The 23,182-nt window shown below is 56.8% G+C and carries 24 protein-coding genes; 13 read left to right on the top strand and 11 right to left on the bottom strand.

The window, feature by feature from the left end:
* The 8 genes from AC6ROY_RS00660 to AC6ROY_RS00625 all read left to right on the top strand — a co-directional run bounded on the left by AC6ROY_RS00660 (position 1) and on the right by AC6ROY_RS00625 (position 7,994).
* Positions 1–1,470, top strand: coding sequence for a bifunctional metallophosphatase/5'-nucleotidase (locus tag AC6ROY_RS00660; protein ID WP_500098028.1), 1,470 nt, complete (start codon positions 1–3; stop codon positions 1,468–1,470).
* Between the two features lie 149 nt (positions 1,471–1,619).
* Positions 1,620–2,720: an HD-GYP domain-containing protein gene (locus AC6ROY_RS00655; protein ID WP_500098027.1), complete on the top strand. Its 1,101-nt coding sequence runs from the start codon at positions 1,620–1,622 to the stop codon at positions 2,718–2,720.
* Between the two features lie 162 nt (positions 2,721–2,882).
* A complete protein-coding gene (gene yfkAB / locus AC6ROY_RS00650; protein ID WP_500098026.1) occupies positions 2,883–4,016 on the top strand; it encodes a radical SAM/CxCxxxxC motif protein YfkAB in 1,134 nt (377 codons plus the stop codon).
* 45 nt (positions 4,017–4,061) lie between these two features.
* Positions 4,062–5,435, top strand: coding sequence for a hemolysin family protein (locus AC6ROY_RS00645; protein ID WP_500098025.1), 1,374 nt, complete (start codon positions 4,062–4,064; stop codon positions 5,433–5,435).
* A 349-nt stretch (positions 5,436–5,784) separates the two neighbouring features.
* Positions 5,785–6,594 carry a YitT family protein gene (locus AC6ROY_RS00640; protein WP_500098279.1) on the top strand — a complete coding sequence of 270 codons (810 nt, stop codon included), beginning with the start codon at positions 5,785–5,787 and terminating at the stop codon, positions 6,592–6,594.
* Positions 6,595–6,852: 258 nt separating this feature from the next.
* Positions 6,853–7,053 carry a spore coat associated protein CotJA gene (locus tag AC6ROY_RS00635; RefSeq protein WP_500098024.1) on the top strand — a complete coding sequence of 67 codons (201 nt, stop codon included), beginning with the start codon at positions 6,853–6,855 and terminating at the stop codon, positions 7,051–7,053.
* Positions 7,054–7,083: 30 nt separating this feature from the next.
* Positions 7,084–7,347: a spore coat protein CotJB gene (locus AC6ROY_RS00630; RefSeq protein ID WP_500098023.1), complete on the top strand. Its 264-nt coding sequence runs from the start codon at positions 7,084–7,086 to the stop codon at positions 7,345–7,347.
* Positions 7,348–7,424: 77 nt separating this feature from the next.
* Complete coding sequence (locus AC6ROY_RS00625) at positions 7,425–7,994, top strand: manganese catalase family protein (protein WP_500098022.1); 570 nt, start codon at positions 7,425–7,427, stop codon at positions 7,992–7,994.
* Between the two features lie 143 nt (positions 7,995–8,137).
* Here the strand turns inward: AC6ROY_RS00625 and AC6ROY_RS00620 are convergent, their stop codons facing one another.
* Complete coding sequence (locus AC6ROY_RS00620) at positions 8,138–8,515, bottom strand: hypothetical protein (RefSeq protein WP_500098021.1); 378 nt, start codon at positions 8,513–8,515, stop codon at positions 8,138–8,140.
* A 254-nt stretch (positions 8,516–8,769) separates the two neighbouring features.
* Here AC6ROY_RS00620 and AC6ROY_RS00615 point away from each other — a divergent pair, with 254 nt between their 5' ends.
* Together AC6ROY_RS00615 and AC6ROY_RS00610 are read left to right on the top strand one after the other, a co-directional pair.
* Entirely contained in the window at positions 8,770–9,858 is a 1,089-nt protein-coding gene (locus AC6ROY_RS00615; protein ID WP_500098278.1) for a polysaccharide deacetylase family protein, read from the top strand.
* A 289-nt stretch (positions 9,859–10,147) separates the two neighbouring features.
* Positions 10,148–10,846: an HAD family hydrolase gene (locus tag AC6ROY_RS00610; RefSeq protein ID WP_500098020.1), complete on the top strand. Its 699-nt coding sequence runs from the start codon at positions 10,148–10,150 to the stop codon at positions 10,844–10,846.
* A 122-nt stretch (positions 10,847–10,968) separates the two neighbouring features.
* Here AC6ROY_RS00610 and AC6ROY_RS00605 read toward each other — a convergent pair whose 3' ends face one another.
* The 6 genes from AC6ROY_RS00605 to AC6ROY_RS00580 form a co-directional block, all read right to left on the bottom strand.
* Positions 10,969–12,072, bottom strand: a complete 1,104-nt coding sequence (locus AC6ROY_RS00605; protein WP_500098019.1) for a YheC/YheD family endospore coat-associated protein — start codon at positions 12,070–12,072, stop codon at positions 10,969–10,971.
* A gap of 15 nt (positions 12,073–12,087) precedes the next feature.
* Positions 12,088–13,218, bottom strand: a complete 1,131-nt coding sequence (locus AC6ROY_RS00600) for a YheC/YheD family endospore coat-associated protein (protein WP_500098018.1) — start codon at positions 13,216–13,218, stop codon at positions 12,088–12,090.
* The gene (locus AC6ROY_RS00595) at positions 13,219–14,586 is read right to left on the bottom strand and encodes a YheC/YheD family endospore coat-associated protein (RefSeq protein WP_500098017.1); all 1,368 of its coding nucleotides are present in this window, start codon (positions 14,584–14,586) and stop codon (positions 13,219–13,221) included.
* Between the two features lie 150 nt (positions 14,587–14,736).
* The gene (locus AC6ROY_RS00590; protein ID WP_500098016.1) at positions 14,737–16,005 is read right to left on the bottom strand and encodes a YheC/YheD family endospore coat-associated protein; all 1,269 of its coding nucleotides are present in this window, start codon (positions 16,003–16,005) and stop codon (positions 14,737–14,739) included.
* A 31-nt stretch (positions 16,006–16,036) separates the two neighbouring features.
* Complete coding sequence (locus AC6ROY_RS00585) at positions 16,037–17,404, bottom strand: YheC/YheD family endospore coat-associated protein (protein WP_500098015.1); 1,368 nt, start codon at positions 17,402–17,404, stop codon at positions 16,037–16,039.
* Between the two features lie 317 nt (positions 17,405–17,721).
* Entirely contained in the window at positions 17,722–18,045 is a 324-nt protein-coding gene (locus AC6ROY_RS00580) for a hypothetical protein (RefSeq protein WP_500098014.1), read from the bottom strand.
* A gap of 172 nt (positions 18,046–18,217) precedes the next feature.
* Between AC6ROY_RS00580 and AC6ROY_RS00575 the strand changes: the two genes are divergently transcribed.
* Both AC6ROY_RS00575 and AC6ROY_RS00570 read left to right on the top strand, forming a co-directional pair.
* A complete protein-coding gene (locus AC6ROY_RS00575; RefSeq protein ID WP_500098013.1) occupies positions 18,218–19,318 on the top strand; it encodes an acyltransferase in 1,101 nt (366 codons plus the stop codon).
* Between the two features lie 80 nt (positions 19,319–19,398).
* A complete protein-coding gene (locus tag AC6ROY_RS00570; RefSeq protein ID WP_500098012.1) occupies positions 19,399–19,680 on the top strand; it encodes a hypothetical protein in 282 nt (93 codons plus the stop codon).
* Positions 19,681–19,769: 89 nt separating this feature from the next.
* Here the strand turns inward: AC6ROY_RS00570 and AC6ROY_RS00565 are convergent, their stop codons facing one another.
* Positions 19,770–20,096 (bottom strand): LSm family protein, encoded by a 327-nt coding sequence (locus tag AC6ROY_RS00565; protein WP_500098011.1) that lies wholly within the window; start codon positions 20,094–20,096, stop codon positions 19,770–19,772.
* A gap of 131 nt (positions 20,097–20,227) precedes the next feature.
* Between AC6ROY_RS00565 and AC6ROY_RS00560 the strand changes: the two genes are divergently transcribed.
* Entirely contained in the window at positions 20,228–21,577 is a 1,350-nt protein-coding gene (locus AC6ROY_RS00560; protein WP_500098010.1) for a DRTGG domain-containing protein, read from the top strand.
* 292 nt (positions 21,578–21,869) lie between these two features.
* On the opposite strand, the gene AC6ROY_RS00555 is transcribed toward AC6ROY_RS00560, so the two are convergent.
* From AC6ROY_RS00555 to AC6ROY_RS00545, 3 genes are all read right to left on the bottom strand, one after another.
* On the bottom strand, positions 21,870–22,169 hold the full coding sequence (locus AC6ROY_RS00555) for a YtpI family protein (RefSeq protein ID WP_500098009.1): 300 nt from the start codon (positions 22,167–22,169) through the stop codon (positions 21,870–21,872).
* Between the two features lie 65 nt (positions 22,170–22,234).
* A complete protein-coding gene (locus tag AC6ROY_RS00550; protein ID WP_500098008.1) occupies positions 22,235–22,768 on the bottom strand; it encodes a sporulation membrane protein YtrI in 534 nt (177 codons plus the stop codon).
* Positions 22,765–23,097, bottom strand: coding sequence for a YtrH family sporulation protein (locus AC6ROY_RS00545; RefSeq protein ID WP_500098007.1), 333 nt, complete (start codon positions 23,095–23,097; stop codon positions 22,765–22,767). Before AC6ROY_RS00545 ends, AC6ROY_RS00550 begins: the two co-directional genes overlap by 4 nt.
* Between the last annotated feature and the right edge of the window lie 85 nt (positions 23,098–23,182).

The raw sequence follows: 23,182 nt of genomic DNA, 5'->3' as shown, positions 1-23,182 counted from the left end.
ATGGACGTGTCGGCCGGGCAACGCACCAAGCTGCGTGTTGTACATACCAATGACTTACATAGCCATTTCGAACATATGGGCGCGACCGCTCGGATCATTCGGCGGCTTCGGACGGAGGCGGGAGAGCACGGCACGCTGACGCTGGATATTGGCGATCATATCGACCGGATGCGTCCGGAAACGGAGGGTACCGAGGGCAGCGTCAATGTGGCGTTGCTAAACGCGGCCGGCTACGATGCAGTTACTCTCGGCAACAACGAAGGCTTGACCTATACGCCTGAGGTGCTGAACCGGCTGTATGGGGAGGAAGCCAAGTTTGCGGTAGTGCTTGGCAATCTGCTGGAGACAGCCACCGGCAAGCCTCCGGGCTGGGCAAAGCCGTGGCAGCTGCTTGAACGGGCTGGCTTGCGGATCGGGCTGATCGGCGCAACGGCCGCCTTCGGGGAATTTTACCGGCTGCTCGGCTGGGAAGCCTGTGATCCTTTCACGACGATCGGGGCTGCGGTCCGTGAGCTGCGCCCGCAGGCGGATGTTATTATTGTGCTGTCTCATCTCGGCCTTCGTTATGACGAGCAGCTGGCCGAGCAATTTCCGGATATTGACCTGATTTTGGGCGGCCATACGCATCATTTGCTGGCGGAGCCGGTGTTGATCGGCCGAACGATCGTGGCGGCCACAGGCAAGTTTGGCCAATATGTCGGCTGCGTCGATCTGGACGTCGACCCGGCCTTGCGGAAGGTGACGCTGGTACAGGGCGGTGTCGTCGAGACGGCCGGTCTCGCGGGTGAGCCCGACATTGAGGCGCTGCTTGCAGGCTACGGCCAATTGGCCCAGGAGCGGCTTGCCCGCGAGCTGGCCTACACGGACCGGCCGCTTGCTATCGACTGGCAGGGCGAATCCCCGCTTGGCAACCTGCTGGCGTCCGGCTTGAAGCGATGGATCGGCGCCGAGCTGGCGCTGGTCAACACGGGGCAGCTGCTCGGCAACCTGCAGCAAGGCCCGGTATCGGCCGGCGATCTGCTCGCCTTATGCCCATCGCCGATCAATCCGTGCCGACTAAGTCTGACCGGCGCGCAGATCAGGCAGGCGTTGGAGGAATCGCTGCTGCCGGAGTATCAGAACAAGCCGCTGTTCGGCTACGGGTTTCGCGGCAAGGTGTTAGGCTCGCTTGCGGTCGCAGGCATGTCCGTGGACTATGACCCGGAAGCTCCGCCGTACGCGAAGATTGCTGCGGTACGGATCGGGGAGCTGCCGCTGGAGACGGAGCGCCGTTATGCGGTTGCGACCATCGACATGTTTACGTTTGGCATCGGCTATTTATCCATTGGTCAAGGGACTGAAGCGGCTTTTTATTTGCCCGAATTTATTCGCGATGTATTGCTGCAGGAGCTGCGCGATCCGCATGCGCTGCAAAATTCCGGGGAAAACAGGTGGAACCGAACAAACGGAATCTCTCGGCTAAATGGCTGACCGGACGGTTCAGGCGCTAATTAGTCCAGTAAATTTGCAGGATTTGTCGGAAAACCAAAAAAAATGTTGCTCTTTTGATCGGAATCCGATACGCTAAATAGGTGGTGGCATTTTCTAAATTTTTCTTTAGAAAGAGATGAGGAATCGGTATGCGCCTGCTGCCGCTCAACATGGTGGAGCCTGGAATGAGGCTCGGCAAAAAAATATATAACTCAGACGGTCTGGTATTGCTCGGTGAAAACTACGAGCTGACCTCCGGCGTCATAAAACGGCTTGAGGATCACGGCATTGATTTCGTGTACATTGATGACCCGCGTACAAGTGATCTGGTGATCCGTGATTTGCTGTCCGATGAAACAAGAACCCGCGCCATCGCGGAAATCCGAGATTCGTTCCGCAAAATTGCGGAGTATCAATTCAAGCGCAAGACGGTCGGCGCGTTTCACGTAGGAAAAACATTCCGCGGTCTGATGGACATGATTTTGACGGATCTCACCCAGCATAAAGACGCGATGATCATGCTGAGCAATATTAGCGTGATGGACAATTATTTGTATCAGCATTCGCTTAATGTATGTATTTACTCGACGATGCTTGGTTTGGCGAACGGGTATGGTCGAGAAGAGCTGACGATGCTCGGTTTGGGAGCGCTGCTCCATGATGTGGGGAAAACGCAGATTCCGCTGGAGCTGCTGCGCAAGCGCGACAAGCTGACCGACGATGAGTTTTCCCATATCAAACACCATACCTCCTTCGGATTTCAATTTCTGAAGGATGAGCCTAATATTCCGCTGCTTGTTGCGCACTGTGCGTTTCAGCATCATGAGCGGCTGGACGGGAGCGGCTATCCTCGAGGGTTGAAGGGGCAGGAGATTCATGAGTTCGCCCGCTGGATCGGGTTGGTTGATTCGTATGACGCGATGACGACCCATCGGGTGTACCGGAGGGCGATGCTGCCGCATCAGGCGATGGAAATTTTGTTCACCGGCACAGGCTCGCTGTACGACAAGCAGAAGATTGAGCTGTTCCGGGACAAAATCGCAATTTATCCGATAGGGGTTACGGTTACGCTCAGCACCGGCGAGAAGGGCGTTGTCGTTGATTTGAACGCGCTGTTCCCGTCCCGCCCGGTAGTTCGTATTCTTCAGGACGAGGCTGGGCAAGAGCTTGACGGCAGCCGCGAGGTTGATTTGTCCAAAGCTCTCAGCGTCATGATTATCGGCGTTAACGACGAGCTGATTGCGCAATGAGCCAAAGCTTCGGCGCAAGCCCGCTCCCTATCGGGGGCGGGCTTTTGGCTGCTGTCGGTTTTCTTTTCCCCCGTATTGCGATACAATAAGAATATTATTTACCTGTATTAGCGTTGACCAGTGTTTGACAATCCTACAGAAGAGTCAGGTGTGCAACTTATCATGTCCGAATCATTCTCGTTACCTTCACCGTTTCTGCCCGAAATTTCGCCGCTGTACGATCCTTGGGATCCGTTGCCGGCTTACCGCAAATACGGGGAACACCGATTGACGAGCGTGGAGCTGACCGTAACCAATTTGTGCAATATGCGCTGCGAGCATTGCGCGGTGGGGGAGTCGCTGACCTTAACCGAAGGCAAGCGGCTGCCGCTGGCTGATGTGCTGCGGCGACTGGATGAGGTAGAGCAGCTGGAGACGATCAGCATTACCGGCGGCGAGCCGAGCTTTCATATGAAGACGGTGCGCGAGTATATCGTTCCCCTGCTGAAATATGCGCGTCAACGCGGTGTCCGCTCGCAGATCAATTCCAATCTGACGCTGGACCTAGCGCGATACGAGCTCATTGCTCCGCATCTGGATGTGATGCATATTTCCTTCAATTATCTGAATGCCGATGATTTTTATGAGGTGGGCTTCGTTCGGTCCGAGCATGCGACCGGCCGTGAGACGGCTGCCCGCATGTACGACCGGATGCTGGATAATACGCGGGAGCTGTCCAAGGGCGGGCTATTTGTATCGGCGGAGTCCATGATTAATTATCGCACGCATGAGAAGCTGGTCGGCATTCACCGGCTGATCGCGGAGATGGGCTGCCGCAGACATGAGGTTCACCCGATGTATCCGAGTGCCTTTGCATCCAACCTGCCGGTGCTGACGCTCGACCAGACACGCGCGGCGATCGGCCGGCTGCTGGACGGGCGGGACAAGAAGCTGTGGATGCTGTTCGGCACCTTGCCGTTCTACGCTTGCAGTACGCTGGAGGAGGATCGGAGCATGGTCGCCCGTCTGCGCGGCGAGGCTGGAGTTACGGTGCGCAATGATCCCGACGGCCGCAACCGGCTGAACGTCAATATGTTCACGGGCGATGTGTATGTAACCGATTTTTCAGATGTTCCTCCTTTGGGTAATGCGCTTCATGACCGCCTGGACCAGGTATTTGACCGCTGGCGGCAGCACCCGTTGTACGCCAAGGTCGGCTGCTATTGCCCGGCGGCCGCTTGCTGCGGCCCTAATCTGCTCGTAGCGGATACGTACTACAAGGATGTTGATTTTACGAAGCGCCGCGCCGTTATTTAACGACGACGCGGCACACCATACCACATGTAAAGGGGTTTGAACCGTTTGGAAAGCAGTATAGACGGCCATAGTACCAGCTTGGCGAGCTTTGATTTTGGCTCCATCGCATTGAATCTTGTTCTTGTCGTATTTTTAGTATTGCTTAACGGATTTTTTGTCGCTGCAGAATTTTCGCTGGTCAAGGTCAGACAGACCCGTCTGCAGCAGCTGGAAAGCGAAGGAAACGGCAAGGCCCGCTATGCGTTGACTGTCACCAAAAAGCTGGATGCGTATCTGTCATCCACCCAGCTCGGCATCACCTTGGCTTCACTGGGCCTTGGTTGGGTCGGCGAGCCGGCGATTTCTCATCTGATCGTCGAGCCTTTGTTTGACCTGGCCGGGCTTGGTCACGCCTGGTATGCGGATGCGTTGGCGATTGCCATCGGATTCGCCGTCATTACATTTCTCCATATTGTGCTTGGTGAGCTGGCGCCCAAATCGCTGGCGATCCAGAAATCGGAGCAAACCTCACTTTGGCTTTCCGCACCGCTGATGTTGTTTTACAAGCTGTTTTTCCCGGCGATCTGGGTGCTCAACGGCGCGGCGAACCGGCTGCTTCGGATGGTCGGCATTCACCCGGCGACAGAGCATGAGGCGGCCCATACGGAAGAAGAAATCCGCATTCTGATGGATGAAAGTGCTCGAAGCGGTCATATCGACAAGGACGAGATGGCGCTGTTTGACAACATCTTCGAATTTTCGGAACGGGTGGCGCGTGAAATTATGCTGCCTCGTACGGATATGGATTGCTTGTTTACCGAGCTTCCATTTGAGGAAAACCTGAACATTGTGTATGAAACGAAGCATACCCGGTACCCGGTGGCGACGCATGACAAAGATGAAATTATCGGATTTGTCCATATTACGGATATGCTGACCGTGAAGGGTGGCCAGCATGACCTGAAGCGGTTTGTCCGTCCGGTGCTGATGGTGCCGGAGTCGATGGAAATCAGTCATGTGCTGCGTCTGATGCAGAAGAAGCGGTCGCAGCTTGCGATTGTCATCGACGAATATGGCGGCACGGCCGGTCTCATTACGGCGGAGGATATTTTGGAGGAAATCGTCGGGGAAATTCACGACGAATTTGATGTGACCGAACGACCTGAAATCGAAAAAGTCGATGAGGTGTATTCCGTAGACGGCCGGATGCTGCTGGAGGATCTCGACGATATGCTCGGCCTGGGCATCGAGGACGAAGAGGTCGATTCGATCGGCGGCTGGCTGTTCAAGCAGCTCGAAGGCTCTGTTGCGAAGGGGAAGCAGCTGACCCATGAGCAATTTGTGTTCGAAATTACGGAGGTTGACCGTCTCCGCGTGCTCCGGCTGACGATTCGGCAGCTGCAGCAGCCGGAGCCGGAATCGGTAACTGAGCAGGACTAGAATCGGTAACTGAGCAGGGCTAGGATCGGTAACTGAGCAGTACTAAGATTCGTTAACCGATCAGGATTAAGATCGGTTACCGCAGGGAGCTGCCTGGCGCTGCGCGGGCTTGGCTCCCCGGCCGTCCCGCCGCGCGGGACGAGTCTTCGGTATACGCATATCGCGCACTCGTTGAACGCGGCAGGCTTTATGCTCCGAGCAGGGTATGCTTCGCAGCTTTTCACCCGTGTTAGCGACGGGGTCTGTACGAATGTGCCAAGGGGGGAACAAACCGTTGCAAGGAAATTTAGTGAATGTGAAGCAGCACTCCAAGCTGTCGCCTGCGAAGCTGGTGCGGCGTGCCGTGCTGATGTTTATTGGCGCCGCGCTCGTTTCAGTCGGGCTGGAAATTTTTCTGGTACCGAACAATATCATTGACGGCGGCGTAGTCGGGATTTCCATTATCGTCTCTCACTTGTCCCAAATTCCAATCGGTGTTTTTCTGGTCTTGTTGAATCTTCCGTTTTTATTTATCGGCTACAAGCAAATTGGTAAAACCTTCGCGCTCTCCACGCTTTTTGCGGTTATTGTGATGTCCGTCGGCACAACTGTTCTTCATCCCGTCAAGGCTTTTACCGTTGACCCGCTGCTGGCCGCTGTATTTGGAGGCATCATCCTTGGCGTTGGTGTCGGTATGGTCATCCGGTCCGGCGGCTCGCTGGACGGCACCGAAATCATGGCCATTTTATTCAGTAAAAAGACGCCGTTTTCCGTAGGCGAAATCGTGATGTTTTTTAACTTCTTCATCTTGACCAGCGCAGGCTTTGTCTTCGGCTGGGATCATGCGATGTATTCCCTGATTGCTTATTATATTGCATTCAAGATGATTGATATTACGATCGAAGGCTTCGATGAATCGAAGTCGGTCTGGATTATCAGCGAAAACAGCCGTGAAATCGGCGATGCGATCATTCACCGGCTGGGCCGCGGCGTAACGTTCCTGCAAGGAGAGGGCGCCTTTACCGGCGGGAACAAGCTTGTCATCTTTTGCGTAATCAACCGGCTGGAGGAAGCGAAGCTGAAATCCATCGTCGAGGAAATGGACCAAACCGCCTTCCTGGCGGTTGGCAACATCCATGATGTCAAGGGCGGACGTTTCCGCAAAAAAGATATTCACTAAAGCAGCCGAAGGCCGTCGCGAGACGTTCTTGCGTATGACCAGGTTAGCCAGTCATTACTGGCTGGCCTTTTTTTGTCGTTTGTTTGCTGTCAGCAGCACGGAAAACGGAGGTGGGGAGGGCGGCGCGAGCCTGCGGGTTCGAGGCTCGTCGTTTCGGCGGCAGGTTGCCTTTACTCATTTATACGCATAGGGTCAAGCCCCGGCCGGTATATATAAGAATAGTAGAACGAAAGCTTAGGTCAGAAGGAGGACCGGTTCATGGAACAAGTCAGAGTTTGGCATCCGTACGTCAGTCCGTTTGACCCTTGTCCACCGGTACGTGTGAAAATGTACAGTACGCCCCCGCAGCTCTTCATCACCTTTCAGCCGCCGAACTTGCCGCAATTTTCTCCGATGGAGGCGCTCAGGCACGGGACATTGTGGCCGGCGCTGTACAGCCCGTACGAGCCCCGTAAATAATTTCGGCACCGGGAGAGGAGGAGATCGTAGATGAAGCAACCCCTTCCTGATCATTATTACACGCAGCTCAAGGAGCTGCAGGCGATTGATTTCGTCATCGTGGAGCTTGCGTTGTATTTGGACACCCATCCGGATGACCGGCAGGCGCTGGAGCAGTACAACCGGTTTGTCCAGCATCGGATGCATATTGCCGAGCAGTTTCAGGCGGAGTTCGGGCCGTTGACCAGCTTTGGCTACAGCTTCTCACAGGCACCCTGGCAGTGGAAGGAGGCGCCGTGGCCCTGGCAGGTCTGATAAGGTCTGACAGGTCTAACAGGTCTGATTGACAGCAGAGCTGCAAGCAGAATGGATGGGGAGAGGAGCGAACCGGCATGTGGGTATATGAGAAAAAGCTGCAGTACCCTGTAAAGGTCGGCAAATGCGACCCGCGGATGGCTAGGCTGCTGCTGGAGCAATACGGCGGTGCGGACGGCGAGCTGGCGGCGGCGCTGCGTTATTTGAACCAGCGATATACAATTCCTGATAAAGTGATTGGATTGCTGACGGACATTGGCACGGAGGAATTTGCTCATTTGGAAATGATTGCAACAATGGTATACAAATTAACAAAAGATGCAAGCGTAGAGCAATTGAAAGCGGCGGGAATGGGCGATTATTATGCGAGCCATGACCAGGCTTTGTTTTACCAGAGCGCAGGCGGTATTCCATGGACCGCTTCCTATATTCAGGCCAAGGGCGATCCGATTGCCGATTTGTACGAGGACATTGCGGCCGAGGAAAAAGCGCGGGCGACGTACCAATGGCTGATTGACTTGACGGATGATGTCGACATTCAGGACGGCTTGAAATATTTGCGGGAGCGCGAGGTGATCCATTCGCTGCGCTTCCGGGAAGCGGTGGAAATCCTGAAGGCGGAGCAGGGGGCGAAGAAGTTTTTTTGAAGTGCCGGACTGTGCAGGGGGCAATGCCGGACTGTGCGCTGGCACGTTGAACTGTGAGGGCTGGGTCAACGCTATGTAACCTGAAGAAAGACCACCTCTGGCTGAGTGCCCGGGTGGTCTTCTTTGCTGCGGTCAGGCCGGGATCAGGCCGGGATCAGGCTTCCGAACTCGGCGTCCAGCTCCGGATTGTCGCGGATGATCCATCTTTTGAAGGCAGTGAAGGGTGAGGCTGGCCGCAAACGCAGCTCTACTTGTCGTCTAAGCTCACGCCATCGTTCCTCGTCCTCAGGCAGCTCCAGCTCGTAATATTTTTTAAGCAAATCTTGAAAGGCCAACAGTTCGTTAAGCAATCTGTCCCTGATGTTCTGAGCCTCGATCGTTTTGAGGGTCGTGCTTCCCCCATAAATGAGCTGCAGTAACTCCACCGTTTGATGCACTTGCGGTGTATCATGCTCGGGTGTGACGACAACTGCAGCTTTTGGATACGGGTCCATCCTGATTTCCGTTAGAAAATGATCCACTTCAAGTCACTCCCGTTGCCAGTGATTCCCTTCATTATATCCTTTTTCAGATCGAATAGGTACTTGGAGGGCTGCTGGCCGGCATACCAAAAACTTAATTGTTTCTTGACCTTCTAACCGTTTTCAAATTCGCCGGCATTCGCTATGATTAGTATCATCTTCTCTATTATATGATCAAGAGGTGTCAGCAAGTGAAGTGGCTTTCTGTTGTCAGACATTCAGCTTTATTTGCGTTAGGAGGGCTGTTGGTTGTGATGTCTTCCGCAGCTCCGTCAGATCAAATTTACTACAAGGATCAGGTTGCTGTTTTGCTCTACCATCATATCAGCGACACGGATAAGAGCAACGTGACAATTACCCCTGAGCTGTTCAACAAGCAGCTGGACTACTTGCAGCACAAGGGCTATCATTTTATCGACATGCCGGCGTTTCAGCGTTATATGCAGGGCGGGCAGGTGCCGAGCAACGCGGTGCTGCTGACCTTTGATGACAGCTATAAAAGCATCGTGGAGCAGGCGCTGCCGATTACCCGCAGCCATAACGTGCCGGCCGTTAACTTTGTCATTACGCAGGATCTGGACGGGCCGTTCAGCAGCAAGCTGCCGTCGCTTAATGAGGATGATGTGGCCCGTCTGTCGTCGTCCGGCTTCGATATCGAATGTCATTCCAATCGGCTGCACCGCAAGCATGGCGAGAAGGCGCCGTTTCTGACCACCCAGCTTTCCGAGGAGGGGAAAACGGAATCGGCGTCCGAGCATAGCGGCCGTGTGGAGCGCGATACGGAAATTTGCGCCCGGCGTCTGAACCGGATTACAGGCAAGCAGATCAACGCCTACGCCTATCCGTTCGGCAGCTTTACCAGCGCCACAGTTGCCGATATTCGCAAGGCGGGAATGGAGTACGGCTTCACGATTGTACCGGAGATGGCGATAAGAGGCGACAATGAGATGATGATTCCGCGCATCAGCGCAGGCAATCCGGGCGTTACGCCGCAAACGCTGCACAACACGATTATCCGGCAGGCAGTTGATCCGTATAAAGCGGCGGATTATGTGCCTTTGCGCGATACGTTCAGTCAACTGGGCGGTGTGGTGATCAGGGACGACAGCGGCCAAATTAATTTGTACTATGGGGAAACGCGCTGGATTGTCGATGTGGACCGAAACGTCATTTCCAAGGATGGCGTGGACGTGCCGCTTGCGCATCCGTTGGTGAAAAAACAGAAGAAACTGATGATCCACCTTGACGATCTGGAAGAAGCTACAGGATTCAGAATCATCTACCAGTCAAATAAGGGCGCGTATGGCATTCGCTCTACACCTGCACGGCTGATCCGCTCGTAAGCAACGATATGAGATTATTAAAAAAATTTAATATAATCCTGTTGTGAAAGTTTAGTTTATCGTCAGGACCTGGCTGCAAGGTCCCCCGATCACGCAGATATGCGTTCGGAGGGCCTTTTTCGCCTGGTTATATATGGAAATGGCCCGAGCCGGGCTTGCGGCCCGAGTGTTCGCTGAAGACCCGCAGACCAGGATGCGGCCCCCGTCCGATTGACAAGGCTGAGCAAACTATGGTTGTATTAATTTAGCATCGGGGATCGTTTGAGGTTTGGAAGAGGGGGAAGCAAGGATGAGTACAAAGTCATTGCCGCAAGCGATGATATTTGATGTGGACGGTACATTGTTTCGCACAGAGACGCTGCTGCTGCCGGCTTATCATACGACATTTGACAGGTTGCGCTCGGAAGGCTTGTTCCAGGGGGAAACGCCTCCGGAGCGTTATATTATCAGCGGACTCGGTATGTTATTAGAGGAAATCTGGGAAAAGGTGCTGCCGGATTCCGGACGCGATGTGCGAAACCGCGCCGATGAGCTGCTGCTCAAGCTGCAGCTGGACGGGCTGAAGCAAGGCGAGGGCGAGCTGTACGAGGGCGTCAAGGAAACGCTGGAGCAGCTGCGTGAGCGGGGCGTGCGCCTCTTTACGGCCAGCAATGGACTGGAGCCGTATGTCAAGGGTGTTATCCGTCATCAAGGTCTGGAGCCGCTGTTTGAGCCGGACGGCTTGTATAGCGCAGGCGAATTCCGCACGCGCTCCAAGGTGGATCTGGTCCGGCTGCTCAAGGAAAACCATGGGCTGGAGCAGGTATGGATGGTCGGCGACCGTTCCTCGGACGTCGAAGCAGGCAAGCAAAACGGACTGTTTGTCGTGGGCTGCGATTATGCGGGCTTCAACAAGCCCCGCGAGCTGGAAGGCGCCGATGTACGCATCAGCTCGTTCAGCGAATTGCTCGCTTTATTGGATGAAGCGGAGCGGCAGTCTGCGGTGTAAGTCTTACATAATAGAGCGCCCCTGTCACGGGAGAAACCGTGCAGGGGCGCTTTTTGGCGCTGCTGGCCGTACTGCTTTTGCCCGAATCAAGGCCGTGGCCGCAGCGGATTATAGCTTAAAGCTTAGTTTGACGTCTCCTGTTTTTGCCGGGTTAGCCATAACGCATATTCCAGCGGGCGGCTGATCGCTCGCCGGTATGTCTCCTTCTCGCCGATCCGGTAAAACACTTCGCGGGACGGCTTGGGATTGACCTCCAGCAGCCACACATGGCCGCTCGGGTCTACAGCCAGATCGAGACCGGCTTCGCAGAAGGGGCCGAAGCTTTTTTCCAAATGCTCCACAATCCGCAGGCCAAGCTCATACGCTTGCTTGCGGATTTCGCTGACCTTCTTCTCGCCGGTGAAGCGGGCACGCAGCAGCTTTTCCATCGAGACGGCAGACCCGCCGCCGTGCAGATTCGAGGTGACGGAGGCTTGAGGGCCGACCCGGCCTGCGCAGCCGGTGACCTGCCATTGGCCTTGGCCGTCCTTCTGGACCAGCATGCGGAAGTCATGCACCCGGCCGTCCTTCAGCTCCAGCGGGATGCCCTGCTGTATAATATAACGCTCCGTCAGCTTCCAGCCGGCGAGCCGGGGAGCGATCTGCGCGACCGATACTTTGCGGGTCGGGATGATGCGCCGGGACGGGTCGCGACCCTGCATCAGAAAGCTGCCCGCGCCAGCCAGCCGCTGCAGTCGAATAATGCCCCGCCCGCCTGTGCCGCTTTTGGGCTTCAGATAGACGGTCGCATGTTTCTTCAGAAATTCACCAAGCTCCTTGACCGTCTGGTACCGAACTGTGGCCGGTAAATGCGGCACGATGCCCGAATGCTCGGAGAGCAGCTGGTGTATCGTCCATTTATTGGCCAGCGGCTTGCTGATATACCGCAGCTTCGTATGTTTTTTGCGGAACTGCGACAGCTTGCGGAAATTTTCGACGCCGTGATACCGGCAGCGGTCATAGATGATGGAAGGAAAGCGGCTCCACTTGCGGACCCATTTCCCTTGGGAGCTGTTATAGATTAGCGCATGGATGCTGGACCCGTTTTCGTGAACATCGTCAGGGGTGAAGACAAGAATGTCAATGCCAAGTTTTTTGCCCTGCAGACTTAGCTTTCGGAAAAAGGACAGCTCCTCCAGCCGCTGTTCATGCATATACATCGCAAGCACGCCTACCTGTTTACTCATGCAGCGATCACCTGCTTACCCTTTCATGCTGGATTTTTTGGATAAAAAGAGGGAATACCGGATCAGGTTTTCCAATGACTTCTGGCGGATCGGCGGTTCGTCGAATTTCATCGGCTTGGAGTTCGCTTCGAAAAACCAGATATGTCCATCGCTGTCTACGCCGAGGTCCATCGACATTTCACCGAGCGTTTCCCCGCTGGCTGCTTCCACCTGTCTGGCGATCATCAGCGCCGCCCGCTTGGCGGTACGGATGATCCGCAAGCCTTCCGTCTGGCCGAAGGCGTGCGCGAGCAGCTTGCGCGGATCGTCAATGGAGCCGCCGCGAGGCACATGGGTCGTAATGCTGAGCTTGCCGGCCAGCCTCGCTCCGACGCCGGTGACGGACCAGACGCCTTTGTAGTTTTTTTGCACGAGCACACGGAGATCAAACGGACGCCGCTTGTAGCTGGACAAGGCGATGCCCTGCTGAATGATGTAGTCCTTCGAGCCGACCAGCTTATTGACCTGCGACCAGAGCTGGGAAACGGTCGGGAAGCGTGCAATTTGGCTTTGCGTCTGATCCTGTATACTGAGCTCGAACTGTCTGGGCTTTGCTTTGCCTTCGATCCGGCTGACCTTCATGATGCCTTTGCCTGCTTTGCCGCGAATCGGCTTGAGGTAGAGAAACGGGTACACCTGCAGCAGCTTGTCGATGTCGTCACCGGAGTATAATCTGCGGGTTTCCGGGATGAAGGGCTTCGTTTTGCGCGATTTGTTCAGCCACTCGAACAACGTCCACTTGTTGAAAAATGACGGGTTGAAAAACCGGATGTCCGGACTGTTCAAGCAGGTTTGAATGACCCGCTGCACCTCGGGCAGCATTTCGAATTTGCGGAAAGGAATCCGGTTGTAGATGACATGGGGGAGCGGCAGCAGCTCCCGTTTCCATGATTTCGTCGCAAACCGGTACCGGTAGCCCATCGCCCGGTTGCCGTGAAGCTTGAAATCGGCGGTCGTCATGACGTAAACGAGCACGCCCCGCTGTGCGCCGGCCCGGATCAGATCGACAAAGTTTTCCTGATCCCCGCGAAAAATCCGGTTATGGTCGGTATACGTTAAAATGGCCAAGGTCGGGCGCTGCTTGATATTCAGGATTTCACCGTCCACTCAGGATTCCCTCCTTGCGCGAAAGCGGCTCAAATACAAGCAGTAGTCATAAATGTATTGCAGCGACGCCCGGCCCTGCTCTTTCAGCGCGGGATGCTTGAAAATCGAACGGCCCGGCTTGGAGTTCGCTTCGAACATCCAGATGCGCTCGTTTTTATCAATTCCGATATCAAAGCCAAGCTCGCCGAGCGTATGACGGTAATTGCGCTCGATGTCCTGGGCCAGCTTGATCGCTACCTCTTTGGCATGCGACAGCACCGTGTCGGCCCGGCCTCCGAATACCTGGCGCAGCACCTGCTCCGGCGTCATCAGCATCCCTCCGGTGCGCACATGGGTTGTGACGCTGCCTTTGCCTGCCTTTTTGGCGCCGATGGCGGCTACGACCCATTGGTTGGAGCTGTTTTTCGTCATATGGAAACGGAAGTCGATCGGGCAGCTGTCCAGCTCAATAAGCCGGATGCCCTGCTGCGCGACGTAGCCGTTCAGCCCGCCGCTCTGGCGGTTGAGCAGTCCCATCAACGATTCGAAGCGGCTGAAGCGGAGCAGCACGTTTCGTCCGGCGCGCCGGAACCGGGCGTAGTAACCGCGCTGCGGGTTGTAGGTCAGCCGGTAGATGCCGATGCCCAGGCTGCCGCCTGTCGGCTTGAAGTAAATAAATTTATGCGTATCGAGCATTTCCTTGATCTGCGAGGAGCTTGGATTGATCCGGGATTCCGGCACATGGCGAAACGCTTCTGTACCCTCCAGCAAGTTATAGACGTCCCATTTGTCAAAAAAGCTCCAGTTGAACAAAGGAATTCCCTGACGGACAAAGCGCTGCTTAAAGGCATTGTTCGAAGCGAGCTTCTCTGCCTTGCGGCTCGGCAGCCGGTTGTAGACGACATCGGGCAGCGGCACGACCTTGCGCACCCAGCCGCCCTCGCTGCGCGGGACGATCGCCGTGACGGTGCCTTGCGACCAGTTGACGTCGGCAGGCGAGAAGCCGAAGTAAAAGGCCCGGTCTGCGCCGACCTTCATAAACTGGCGAATGAAATCGGTCCGTGAGCCAAAGGGCGCGGAGCTGTCGCGGACGACGTTGGTCAGGATGCCGATCATCGGCCCGAGCCGCAGCTCCTTGCCGGTCGGACTTGTAATCAAGGCGGTGCCGGTTCGCGGCAGCTTGAGCTGGATGTACACCGACTGGGGGACATAGAGATGGTTTCCGCTTTTTTTCAGCAGCTTGAGCCCGAGGTAGATGCTTTTGCTGCCGAGCTTTATGGTGACGCTGCGGGTTTTCGCCAGCTTGAGGGCTTTCGCCAGATCGTCGCTGACATAAACGACGCGTTCCTGCCGCTGGGCGACATGAATCGTGCAGGTTGTCAAGCTCATGATGAACCTCCTAAAGGACGATGCCGCTTAGGCATTGATTTGCGATCCAGCCTGCCCGCGCCGAAAAACGGGAGGAGAGCGTGTGCGAATACAGCTACCGGTGCGCTCCCCGGCGTGCAGGCAGGCGTTTGCTTCCGGACGCCTCGTTTCTCATCGCGCTTTGCCAGCTGCAGCCGGACCTTGCTCGGCAAGCCGCAGCAAGTAATCCGCGTACCGAAGGGGCGCTGCCAGCGCGGCGAACTGTGCTTCATCGTCATGTAAATAAGTAAAGATGGAGCGGCCTGGCTTGGAGTTGGCTTCCAGTATCCAGCTATGACCGCCTGTGTCGATCCCGAAGTCGAGACCGAGCTCGGCGAGCCGCCCGTGACCGGCTTCCAGCGCCTCGGGCATCTGCTCGCAGAGCTGTGTCAGCTCGGCGAGGATGACCGCGGCGCGCGCCCGCCCGAATTCGCGGGCGAGCCAGGGTGCGGCGGCTTCGACGGAGCCGCCGCCGTGCAGGTTGGAGGTCAGGCTGCCATCCTGACCGCGTCGTACGGCGAGGCCGGTCAGCTGCCAGCGGCCTGCGCCGTTTTTTTGCACCAGCGCGCGGACGTCGAACGCGCTGCCGTCAGCGGCATGCAGCGCCAGATAGCGCTGCACGAGATAGGGGCGGCGGCCGAGCAGGCGCCGCAGCCAGCCCAGCAGCGCAGCGGCGTCGGCGAAGCCGCGCGCGATGCTGCGGTTGCGCGCGTCGCGCCCGCGCACGGTGTAGCGCGGCCCGGCGCTTGCGCTTGCGCTGGCAGACGCAGCGTCCGGCCGTCGGCTTGCGGCCGCTTCAGCCGCTCCGTTCGGCGTGCTGCGCGTCTCGATCTCTGCCGACATCCCGGCGTCCGCCAGCTCCCGCCGCACATGCAGCACGCCGCGGCCCTGCGAGCCGCCGAGCGGCTTCAGCACGGCTTCGCCGTCACGCTCCAGCCATTCGACCAGCGTTCGCATGCTGCGCAGCGGCTCGGTCGGCGGCAGATAGCGGTCGAAGCGGCCGTCGGCGGCGAGCAGACGATGAACGTCCCACTTGCCCTTCAAGCCGCAGCCGAGCAGCCGGATGCCTGGCTGACGGCGCAGCTCCGCCATCAGCTGCCGGTAGTCCCCATATTGCCGCCGCGTGGTGAAGAAGCAGCGGTCGTAGATGAGCGGCGGCAGCGGGAACAGGCGATTGATCCAGTGGCGCAAGGCCGGATCGTATTGGAATCCGGAGATGCAGGACTGCCGCCAATCGACGGCTTCGGGCGTAAACACAAACACACGTACATTCAGCTTGCGGCCAAGCAAGCTCAGACGGCGGTAAAAGCTGCGGTTTTCGAAGGGCGGGTCATGAACGATGGAGCTGGTCAAAATCCCAAGCGACCGGCTCGGAAGTTCCGCCGCTCGTACGGTTGGCACCAGCGCTGCACCTCCGTTTCGGCATTAAAATTTAAAATTTCGCGGCGAACCGCGCGTACTGGACCAGCCGTCTGACAGAAGGGCGAATTTTTTTGTCCGTCGACAGCGGTGTGTTATCTTCCTTGGAAGGCTTGGAGTTGACCTCGATCAGCCAGACGCGCCCGCCTGTGTCCAGCGCCAGATCGACGCCCAGCTCGGCGAAGTGGCCCTCCACCTGATTTTCGATGCCCTTGGCAATATGCAGAGCGGCGCGGCGCAGCTTCGCAAGGCCGCCGGCCGCTGCTGCTGAGCCGGAGCGGGCGAGCGCATCCTTCACGCTGCTGAGCGTACCGCCCCGTGCGATATTGGACACAAAATGGTGGTTGCCGGCGATCCGTGCGACGATGGAGGTGACGCTCCATTGACCGGTTTCGCCGCGCTGCACGACGGCGCGGAAATCGACGGGGCGACCGCCGACGGTGAGCAGGTTCAGCCCTTGCTGAATTTGGTAGCGCTGTGTTTTGATCTTGCCGGACAGCGCCGCAAACAGCGCAGACGGCGTCGCGTACGCTAATTTGCTCGCGCCGTTCAGATTGGCCGCATGGCACACGTAGCCGCCGCCCTCCTGCTTGCGGACCCGGATAATGCCTTTGCCGAGACTGCCGGTTACCGGCTTAAGAAACACAGTCGAATATTTGGCGCACATGGACCTGAGCTGCTGAGCCGTCTTCAGCAAATACGATTCCGGCAAGTAGATCGGCAGACCGGGCTCGCGGCGCAGCGCGTCAAACACCTCCGATTTGTTCAAATATCTTTCGTTGAACAGCAGGGTGTTTTGCTTGGCGCGGGCATGTGATATGAACTGCTGCACGTTCGGGCGGTTTTCGAACTTGCGGCTGGTCAGCCGGTTGTACAGCACATGCGGCAGCGGAAAGGAGGTTTTGTGCCAGCCGTCCGTGTAATGCCAGCCGCGCACGGTATCGCCTTGGGCAATCAGATCGTTGGGCGTGCTGAAAAACACCGAGGCTCCGTACAGCCTGCACGCTTCGGTTAGTTCCCGGCAGAAGGCTGTATTTGCGCCAAACGGTTTGTCTGGCGTGCTTGCGTAGACGCGGCTGACCATGACGCCAATCAGCGGGCCAAGCGTCAGCGTCCGGCTGGATGACCGGTAGTGCAGGCACAGCTGCTGGCCGGCGGCCAGCCCGGTCCGTGCGGCCAGCGACGGGCTGAGGCGAAGCACATTGGCTTGGCTGGATAGGATGAAACGGACATCCTGTTGAAACGAGCCGAACTGGAATGACAGCGGCTGCTGGAGCGGGAGCTTCCACTTGCGTGCGAGCGATTCGCTGATCGCTGCGATGGAGCCGTCTGTGTACGCGCCGGGAGACTGTATTTGGATCTTTACCTTTGTTCTTTTCATCCGGTACTCCTTCCCAGCAAGAAGCGTCCTCCCAAGGTCCGATCATGCTTGGAACATTAAGAAACGAACTACTTCATCATATGAGGGCGTTTATTCCTTGGTGAGCGAAAAACGAACGATTATGCCGGAAGCGTCAAAAATACCGGACGCCAACAAGCCCCGGCGGCTTTCTTCCCGATGTACGGAAAAAAGCCGCCGGAGCTGTGCAAGGCCGCTGGAGAACGATTCAGGTCGCATCAGGTCTGCGAGCAGGCAGGGCAAGCGTGTGAAACAAGCTTGGCAAAGAGAGGCGCTTGCCCAGATTCGTCCTTGCCGGGCTACATCACATACGGTCCCGAGCCGGAAGGGGGCAGCGTCTGCGAGCTTTGAATAAGGCTGTCCATCTGCTGGATGCATTGCAGAAGACGGCCCTGAATTTCCTGAATGCGCCGCTGCTGCGCCTGCATCTGGATTTCCACCTGGGATTGCGCCTGCTGAAGATCGGCCTGCACCTGCACGAACTGCTGCTGCAGCTGGCGCAGCTTCTGGGAGCTGTTGCTCAGTCCCGATTGGGCGAGCGCCGCCTGGGCTTCCTGCGCCTGCTGCATCCGCTGCTGCTGCTGCTGCTCCAGAAATTGCTGATACGAAACGTTGGATGACATGGTCGTTAACCTCCTTTGATTCGACATATAAGGATCGCTCCTTAGTATGAGCGGATTTGCTGGATGTATTCACCATGTCCCGCAATGCCTTTTCGTACAAAAGGAGTGGCGGCGAGCGAGCATTTATGTTACCTTGTCTCTTGAACAACTTGTAAACAGAGGGCGGGACAACATGAGTACTCAAAAAAAATCGTTGCCCAAGCTGCTGGAGCTGGATATCGTCCGGGCGCTTTCCATTGTGGCTGTGCTGGCTATTCACAACTCGTCGGACGCTTTGGCGGAGCTGCCGCTCGGCAGCGGCTCGCAAGCGCTGTACCTGATCGTCAACAAGCTGAGCAATTTCGCCGTCCCGGTGTTTTTGCTGCTCAGCGGGCTGGTGCTGTTTTACCGCTACCAGCATGATTTTGGCGGCAAGCAGGCCGTTTCGTTTTACGTGAAGCGTGTAAGACAGGTGTTGATTCCTTATCTGGTCTGGTCGCTGTTTTATTATTTGTATTACCAGTGGCTGTTTGACCGGCCGCGGATGCATGTCGATTTGGCGGCCTTCGGCGAGCTGCTGCCCTGGGCGGATGCGTGGTACCATCTGTACTTTATGGTCATCATCGTCCAGTTTTATTTGCTGTTCCCGGTACTGATGTGGCTGTGCCGCTGGTCATGGTTTCGCCGCTGGCTCGGCTGGATCGGGCTGGCCGTGCAGGTCGGCTTTTATTCCTATCATTACTGGGTCGAGCCGTTCGAGCATATGGCTTCGCTGTGCTTCAACTACTTCAGCATGTTTACGCTGGGCGGCTGGCTGGGCTTGCATTATGCGGCGTTTGCCGCGTGGCTGCGGCGTTACGCGCTTGCGGTGTTTGCGGCTGCCGCCGTGGTCGGGGCTGCATTTATCGGCATTTTCCTCGCCGAAGGACGAATCGAGCTGCAGGTGAACGGGTATACGTACCAGGCGTTGTTTTTCGGCTATGCGGCGCTGGCGGCGCTGGCGCTGATCCGGGTCGGGCAGTTTGCGGTGGAGCGTTTGCGGGCCGCGACGAAGCTGTTGAACAACCTGGGCGCTGTGTCCTTCGGCGTCTATCTGATGCACCCTGCGATTCTGACCTATTACCGGATTAACTACCCTTATGAGGGCGGCTCGATATGGCTTTACCATGCGTATACGCTGGGCGGCTTTGTCTTGAGTCTCGGTATTCCGTGGCTGCTTGTCTACGCGTATCAGCGGTTGAAGAGGCTGTTCCGACGCGGGGCGGCCAAGCCTCAGCCGAAACCGAAGCCGTAGCCGGGACAACGATAACGAGTGCTATTCCGGCCTGTCCGCACATATACTGGACTGTACAAGTTACAGGGAGGTACTGGCGGATGCGAAAAACATGGAAAAATATCGTGTACATGGCTGCGGCGCTCGGCATGCTGGCGGTAGCTGTACCGCGGCTGGAGCTGAGGGAATGGACGAGCCCGGGCATGATCTTCGGCATCGTCTGGTGTTTGTTCGCGCTGTTGATTGTTGCGGCGCATCTACACGAGCTGCTGGGCGTCGAGGAGGAGCAGAAGCGTCAGCTGCTGCGGGTCAAACGAATGAAGCGCTGGCAGCTTGAGCAGGCTGTTGCCGGCAAACGCAAGCTGCTGCAGGTCAAGCGGTGAGGGCAACGGCGCTTCGCGTCACGGAATAGCCCCGGCCAGCCTCGAACTCATGTCGGGGCGGACCGGGGCTGTTTGTCGCAGCGCGAGTGTCAGACGAGCAGCGCAATCGCCAGCAAATTAAATAAGGCGAGCGGCAGCACAACATTGTTATAATAGGGGTTAAACGGCGGCTGCGGACCAGGAAAAAAAGCGCGGGTATGGGTTGCCGGCATTTGCAAATACACATACGTATGATCGACATGAACGATGATGCCTTCGTGAGTCGTGCCATCAATGGTCTGAACGCGGACCGGCTTGTTCACATGCTGCGAGCAAAGCGAGTGAACCTTCTGCTTGCATTTGTGCAGCAGCTCCATTTCCTTGGAGTCCAGCTCGTAGATCGACTGAGGCTGGCCGGAAAAAGGCGCATTCGGCATGGAGAAACACCTCCCGAAAAGTTTGGACTTAGTTCATCCTATGCGCGGCGCTGCGGTTGTATGGGTAAAATTTTATGCTATGATTAAGTATTAGACGAAGCGAATCCAGTAATGTGAGGAAGGGAACCGGGATGGACGAGGAGCAGCAGCCAGTCAGCCAAGATACAGCGACCAAGCATGAGCAAATTTTAAAATATATTGAGGGGCTGAAGATCGGCAGCAAAATTTCAGTCCGCAAAATCGCAGAAAAGCTTGGGGTCAGCGAAGGCACCGCCTATCGGGCGATCAAGGAAGCCGATGCCGTGGGCCTCGTCGCTACCAAGGAGCGGGTCGGCACCGTCCGGGTGGAAAAAAAGCTGCGCGAGGAGTTGGACAAGCTGACCTTCGCCGAGGTCGTCAACATGGTCGACGGGGATGTGCTCGGAGGCCGGAACGGGCTGGAGAAGTCGCTGCACAAATTTGTGATTGGCGCGATGCAGCAGGATGCGATGATGCGTTACATTGACGCAGGCAGTCTGCTGATCGTCGGCAACCGGGCGAAGGCGCACAGCTGCGCGCTGGAGCAGGGCGCGGGGGTGCTTATTACCGGCGGCTTCGGCACAAGCGACGAGGTGAAAAAGCTGGCTGACGAGCTGCGGCTGCCGATCATTTCGAGCAGCTACGATACATTTACGGTGGCGTCGATGATTAATCGTGCCATTTATGACCGGCTGATCAAGAAAAAGATTTTACTGATCGAGGACATTCTCGCCCAGCCGATGCTGGTCTACACCTTGCGGGGCACCCAGGCGATTGAGGACCTGCAGCGGCTGCACGGCGAGACGGGACATAGTCGGTTTCCGGTCGTGGACGAGTGGAACCGCGTCATCGGGATGATTACGCCGCGCGATCTGATCGGCGCCTCGGCCGGGCAGACGATCGACAAGCTGATGACGCGCAACCCGGTGACGGCGCAGGCGAATACGTCGGTCGCGTCGGCGGCCCATCTGATGGCATGGGAAGGGATCGAGCTGCTGCCGATCGTCGATGCGGGCCGCAAGCTGGTGGGCATTATCAGCCGCCAGGATGTGCTCAAGGCGATGCAGCACGCCCAGCGTCAGCCGCATCACGGCGAGACGTTCGAGGACCTGATCTGGTCCGGCTTTACGCAGGAGAAGGCGGAGGGCGGACAGCTTGTTTTCCGCGGTACGATCACCCCGCAGATGACCGGGCGGCTCGGGACCGTATCAGAGGGCGTGCTGACGGTGCTGCTGACCCAGGCTGCCTATCATGCGATCCAGGACATGAAAAAGGTGGACCTGGTCGTGGACAACATGTCGTCCTACTTCGTCAAGCCGCTGCAAATTGACAGCAGTGTGGAAATTCGCCCCAAAATCATCGAAATCAGCCGCAAGTTCGGCAAGCTGGATGTGGAGATGTATTTGAACGGAGCGTTGGTGGCGAAGGCGATGCTGACCGCCCAGGTGATTGAACCGGCTTGACGTCATAAAGCGATCTGGCGGCAGGCTGGCGCAGCGAAGCTGGCGATGTCGGCGATGTCGGTCGTGCAGCGAGACGCAGCCCGAGGGGCTGTCCCACAAGGGTAACGGCGGATGTGCCAGTCCCGAATTTAAAACGACAAAGCCTTCAAACCAACGGAGCAGCAGGTTTGAAGGCTTCTTTTGCTCGACATTTTGTCGAAAGAGGGGGCGAAAAAATCATAAAATGATTTTTTTGCCCCCTTCGGCTGTGAGCAGCTTTTCAGACGCGCCGGAGACAGCTTCCCGCCATCCCTTACCCGGCCTTGCGGCTGTAATGCAGATGGTTGCGGATGCCCGCAAACAAATTCCAGATGCCTAGCAGCATGCAGACCGTACCGAAAATACGCCGGGTTACCGAATCGGTGAAAAAAAACAGCTGGGTCAACGCGATTAGAATGAGCATGATGCCCATCGCGATATTCATGCGGGCGGCAAGCAGCCCCCGCAGTCTCGGATCAGCCTGCCGCCGGTAGCGGAAGCTGTACGTGACGGAAAAGGCGACGGCGACGACGATCAGCGTGCTCAGCGTGAGCTGGACCGTTTGCAGCGTCATAGGGCAAGCACTTCCTTATGGACTAAGTGTATGGTATACACTTTAGCCCATAAGCGGCGGCAAAATCAACCGTTAAGCATCGGAACCGTCATCGAAACCGGGATTCGCTTCCACTCCTTCACTGTAACCCATACTTTCAGCTCCGATTGCGTCAGCACGATCCATTTGACCGACTGGACGAGATAATCTTTGTCCAATACGCCAAGCAGCGGCTTTTCCTTCAAAATCTGCTCATACACCTCCGGCATGGCGGCGAACTCGGATATTTTGCGCCCGACAATAACAGGCTTCAACTGGGCATGCACCCGGCGCTGCAGCTCGCTTTCGGTCAGCTTGTCGATTTCCGTATGCCCGCTCGGATCGATGTACACGTTCAGCAGATTTATGGTCGTTTGCTGGTTTTTTGTTTTGCGCAAATCGGCCACATCGCCCTCCAGGCGGCCTTTTTCCGTCAGCAGCTTGCGGTTTTGCTCGATGACCATGTTCAGCCGCTCATTGTACAGGCTGAGAAATAAGGCCGCTCCGATGATCATGCCTGCGATGAGCAGCCCGATCGCCTGCAAGTGCCGGAAGCCCGGCTCATACGGTGGCACTCTCACCCGCTGCTCCCTCCCCGGCAAATCCATTGGATCAGCGTGGTGCCCATATGCGCGCCGACGAAGGCGCACACGATGTACAAAATTTGCTGAATAGCCGGGGAAATATGACCGTCCTGAAAGTGCGTCTCAATCGCGCGAATCGGATCAATGGTGCCGCCGATTGCGGCGACCATCGCCCAAATTTTGATTTGCTCCGCGACCGTCAGCATTTTGTGGACCGGAGGGTCCAGCGTGATGACCGAGGAGATGCCGGCCAGCATCGTGCCGCCCAGCACGACGCCGAACGCGATGAAAAAATCCAGCAAGCATTTGGACAAAAATACAGCCACGCTGAAACACCCTTTCCTGTTCGTTGACTTGCCGCCCCTTGCTTTCGCCCCGCGCAGCGGGGACGGGCCGGGGCTTGCCCTTGTT

Source organism: Paenibacillus sp. sg306046, from assembly GCF_059821225.1.
The sequence above is the reverse complement of the archived record's forward strand: the minus strand, read 5'-3'. Positions and strand labels throughout refer to the sequence as shown.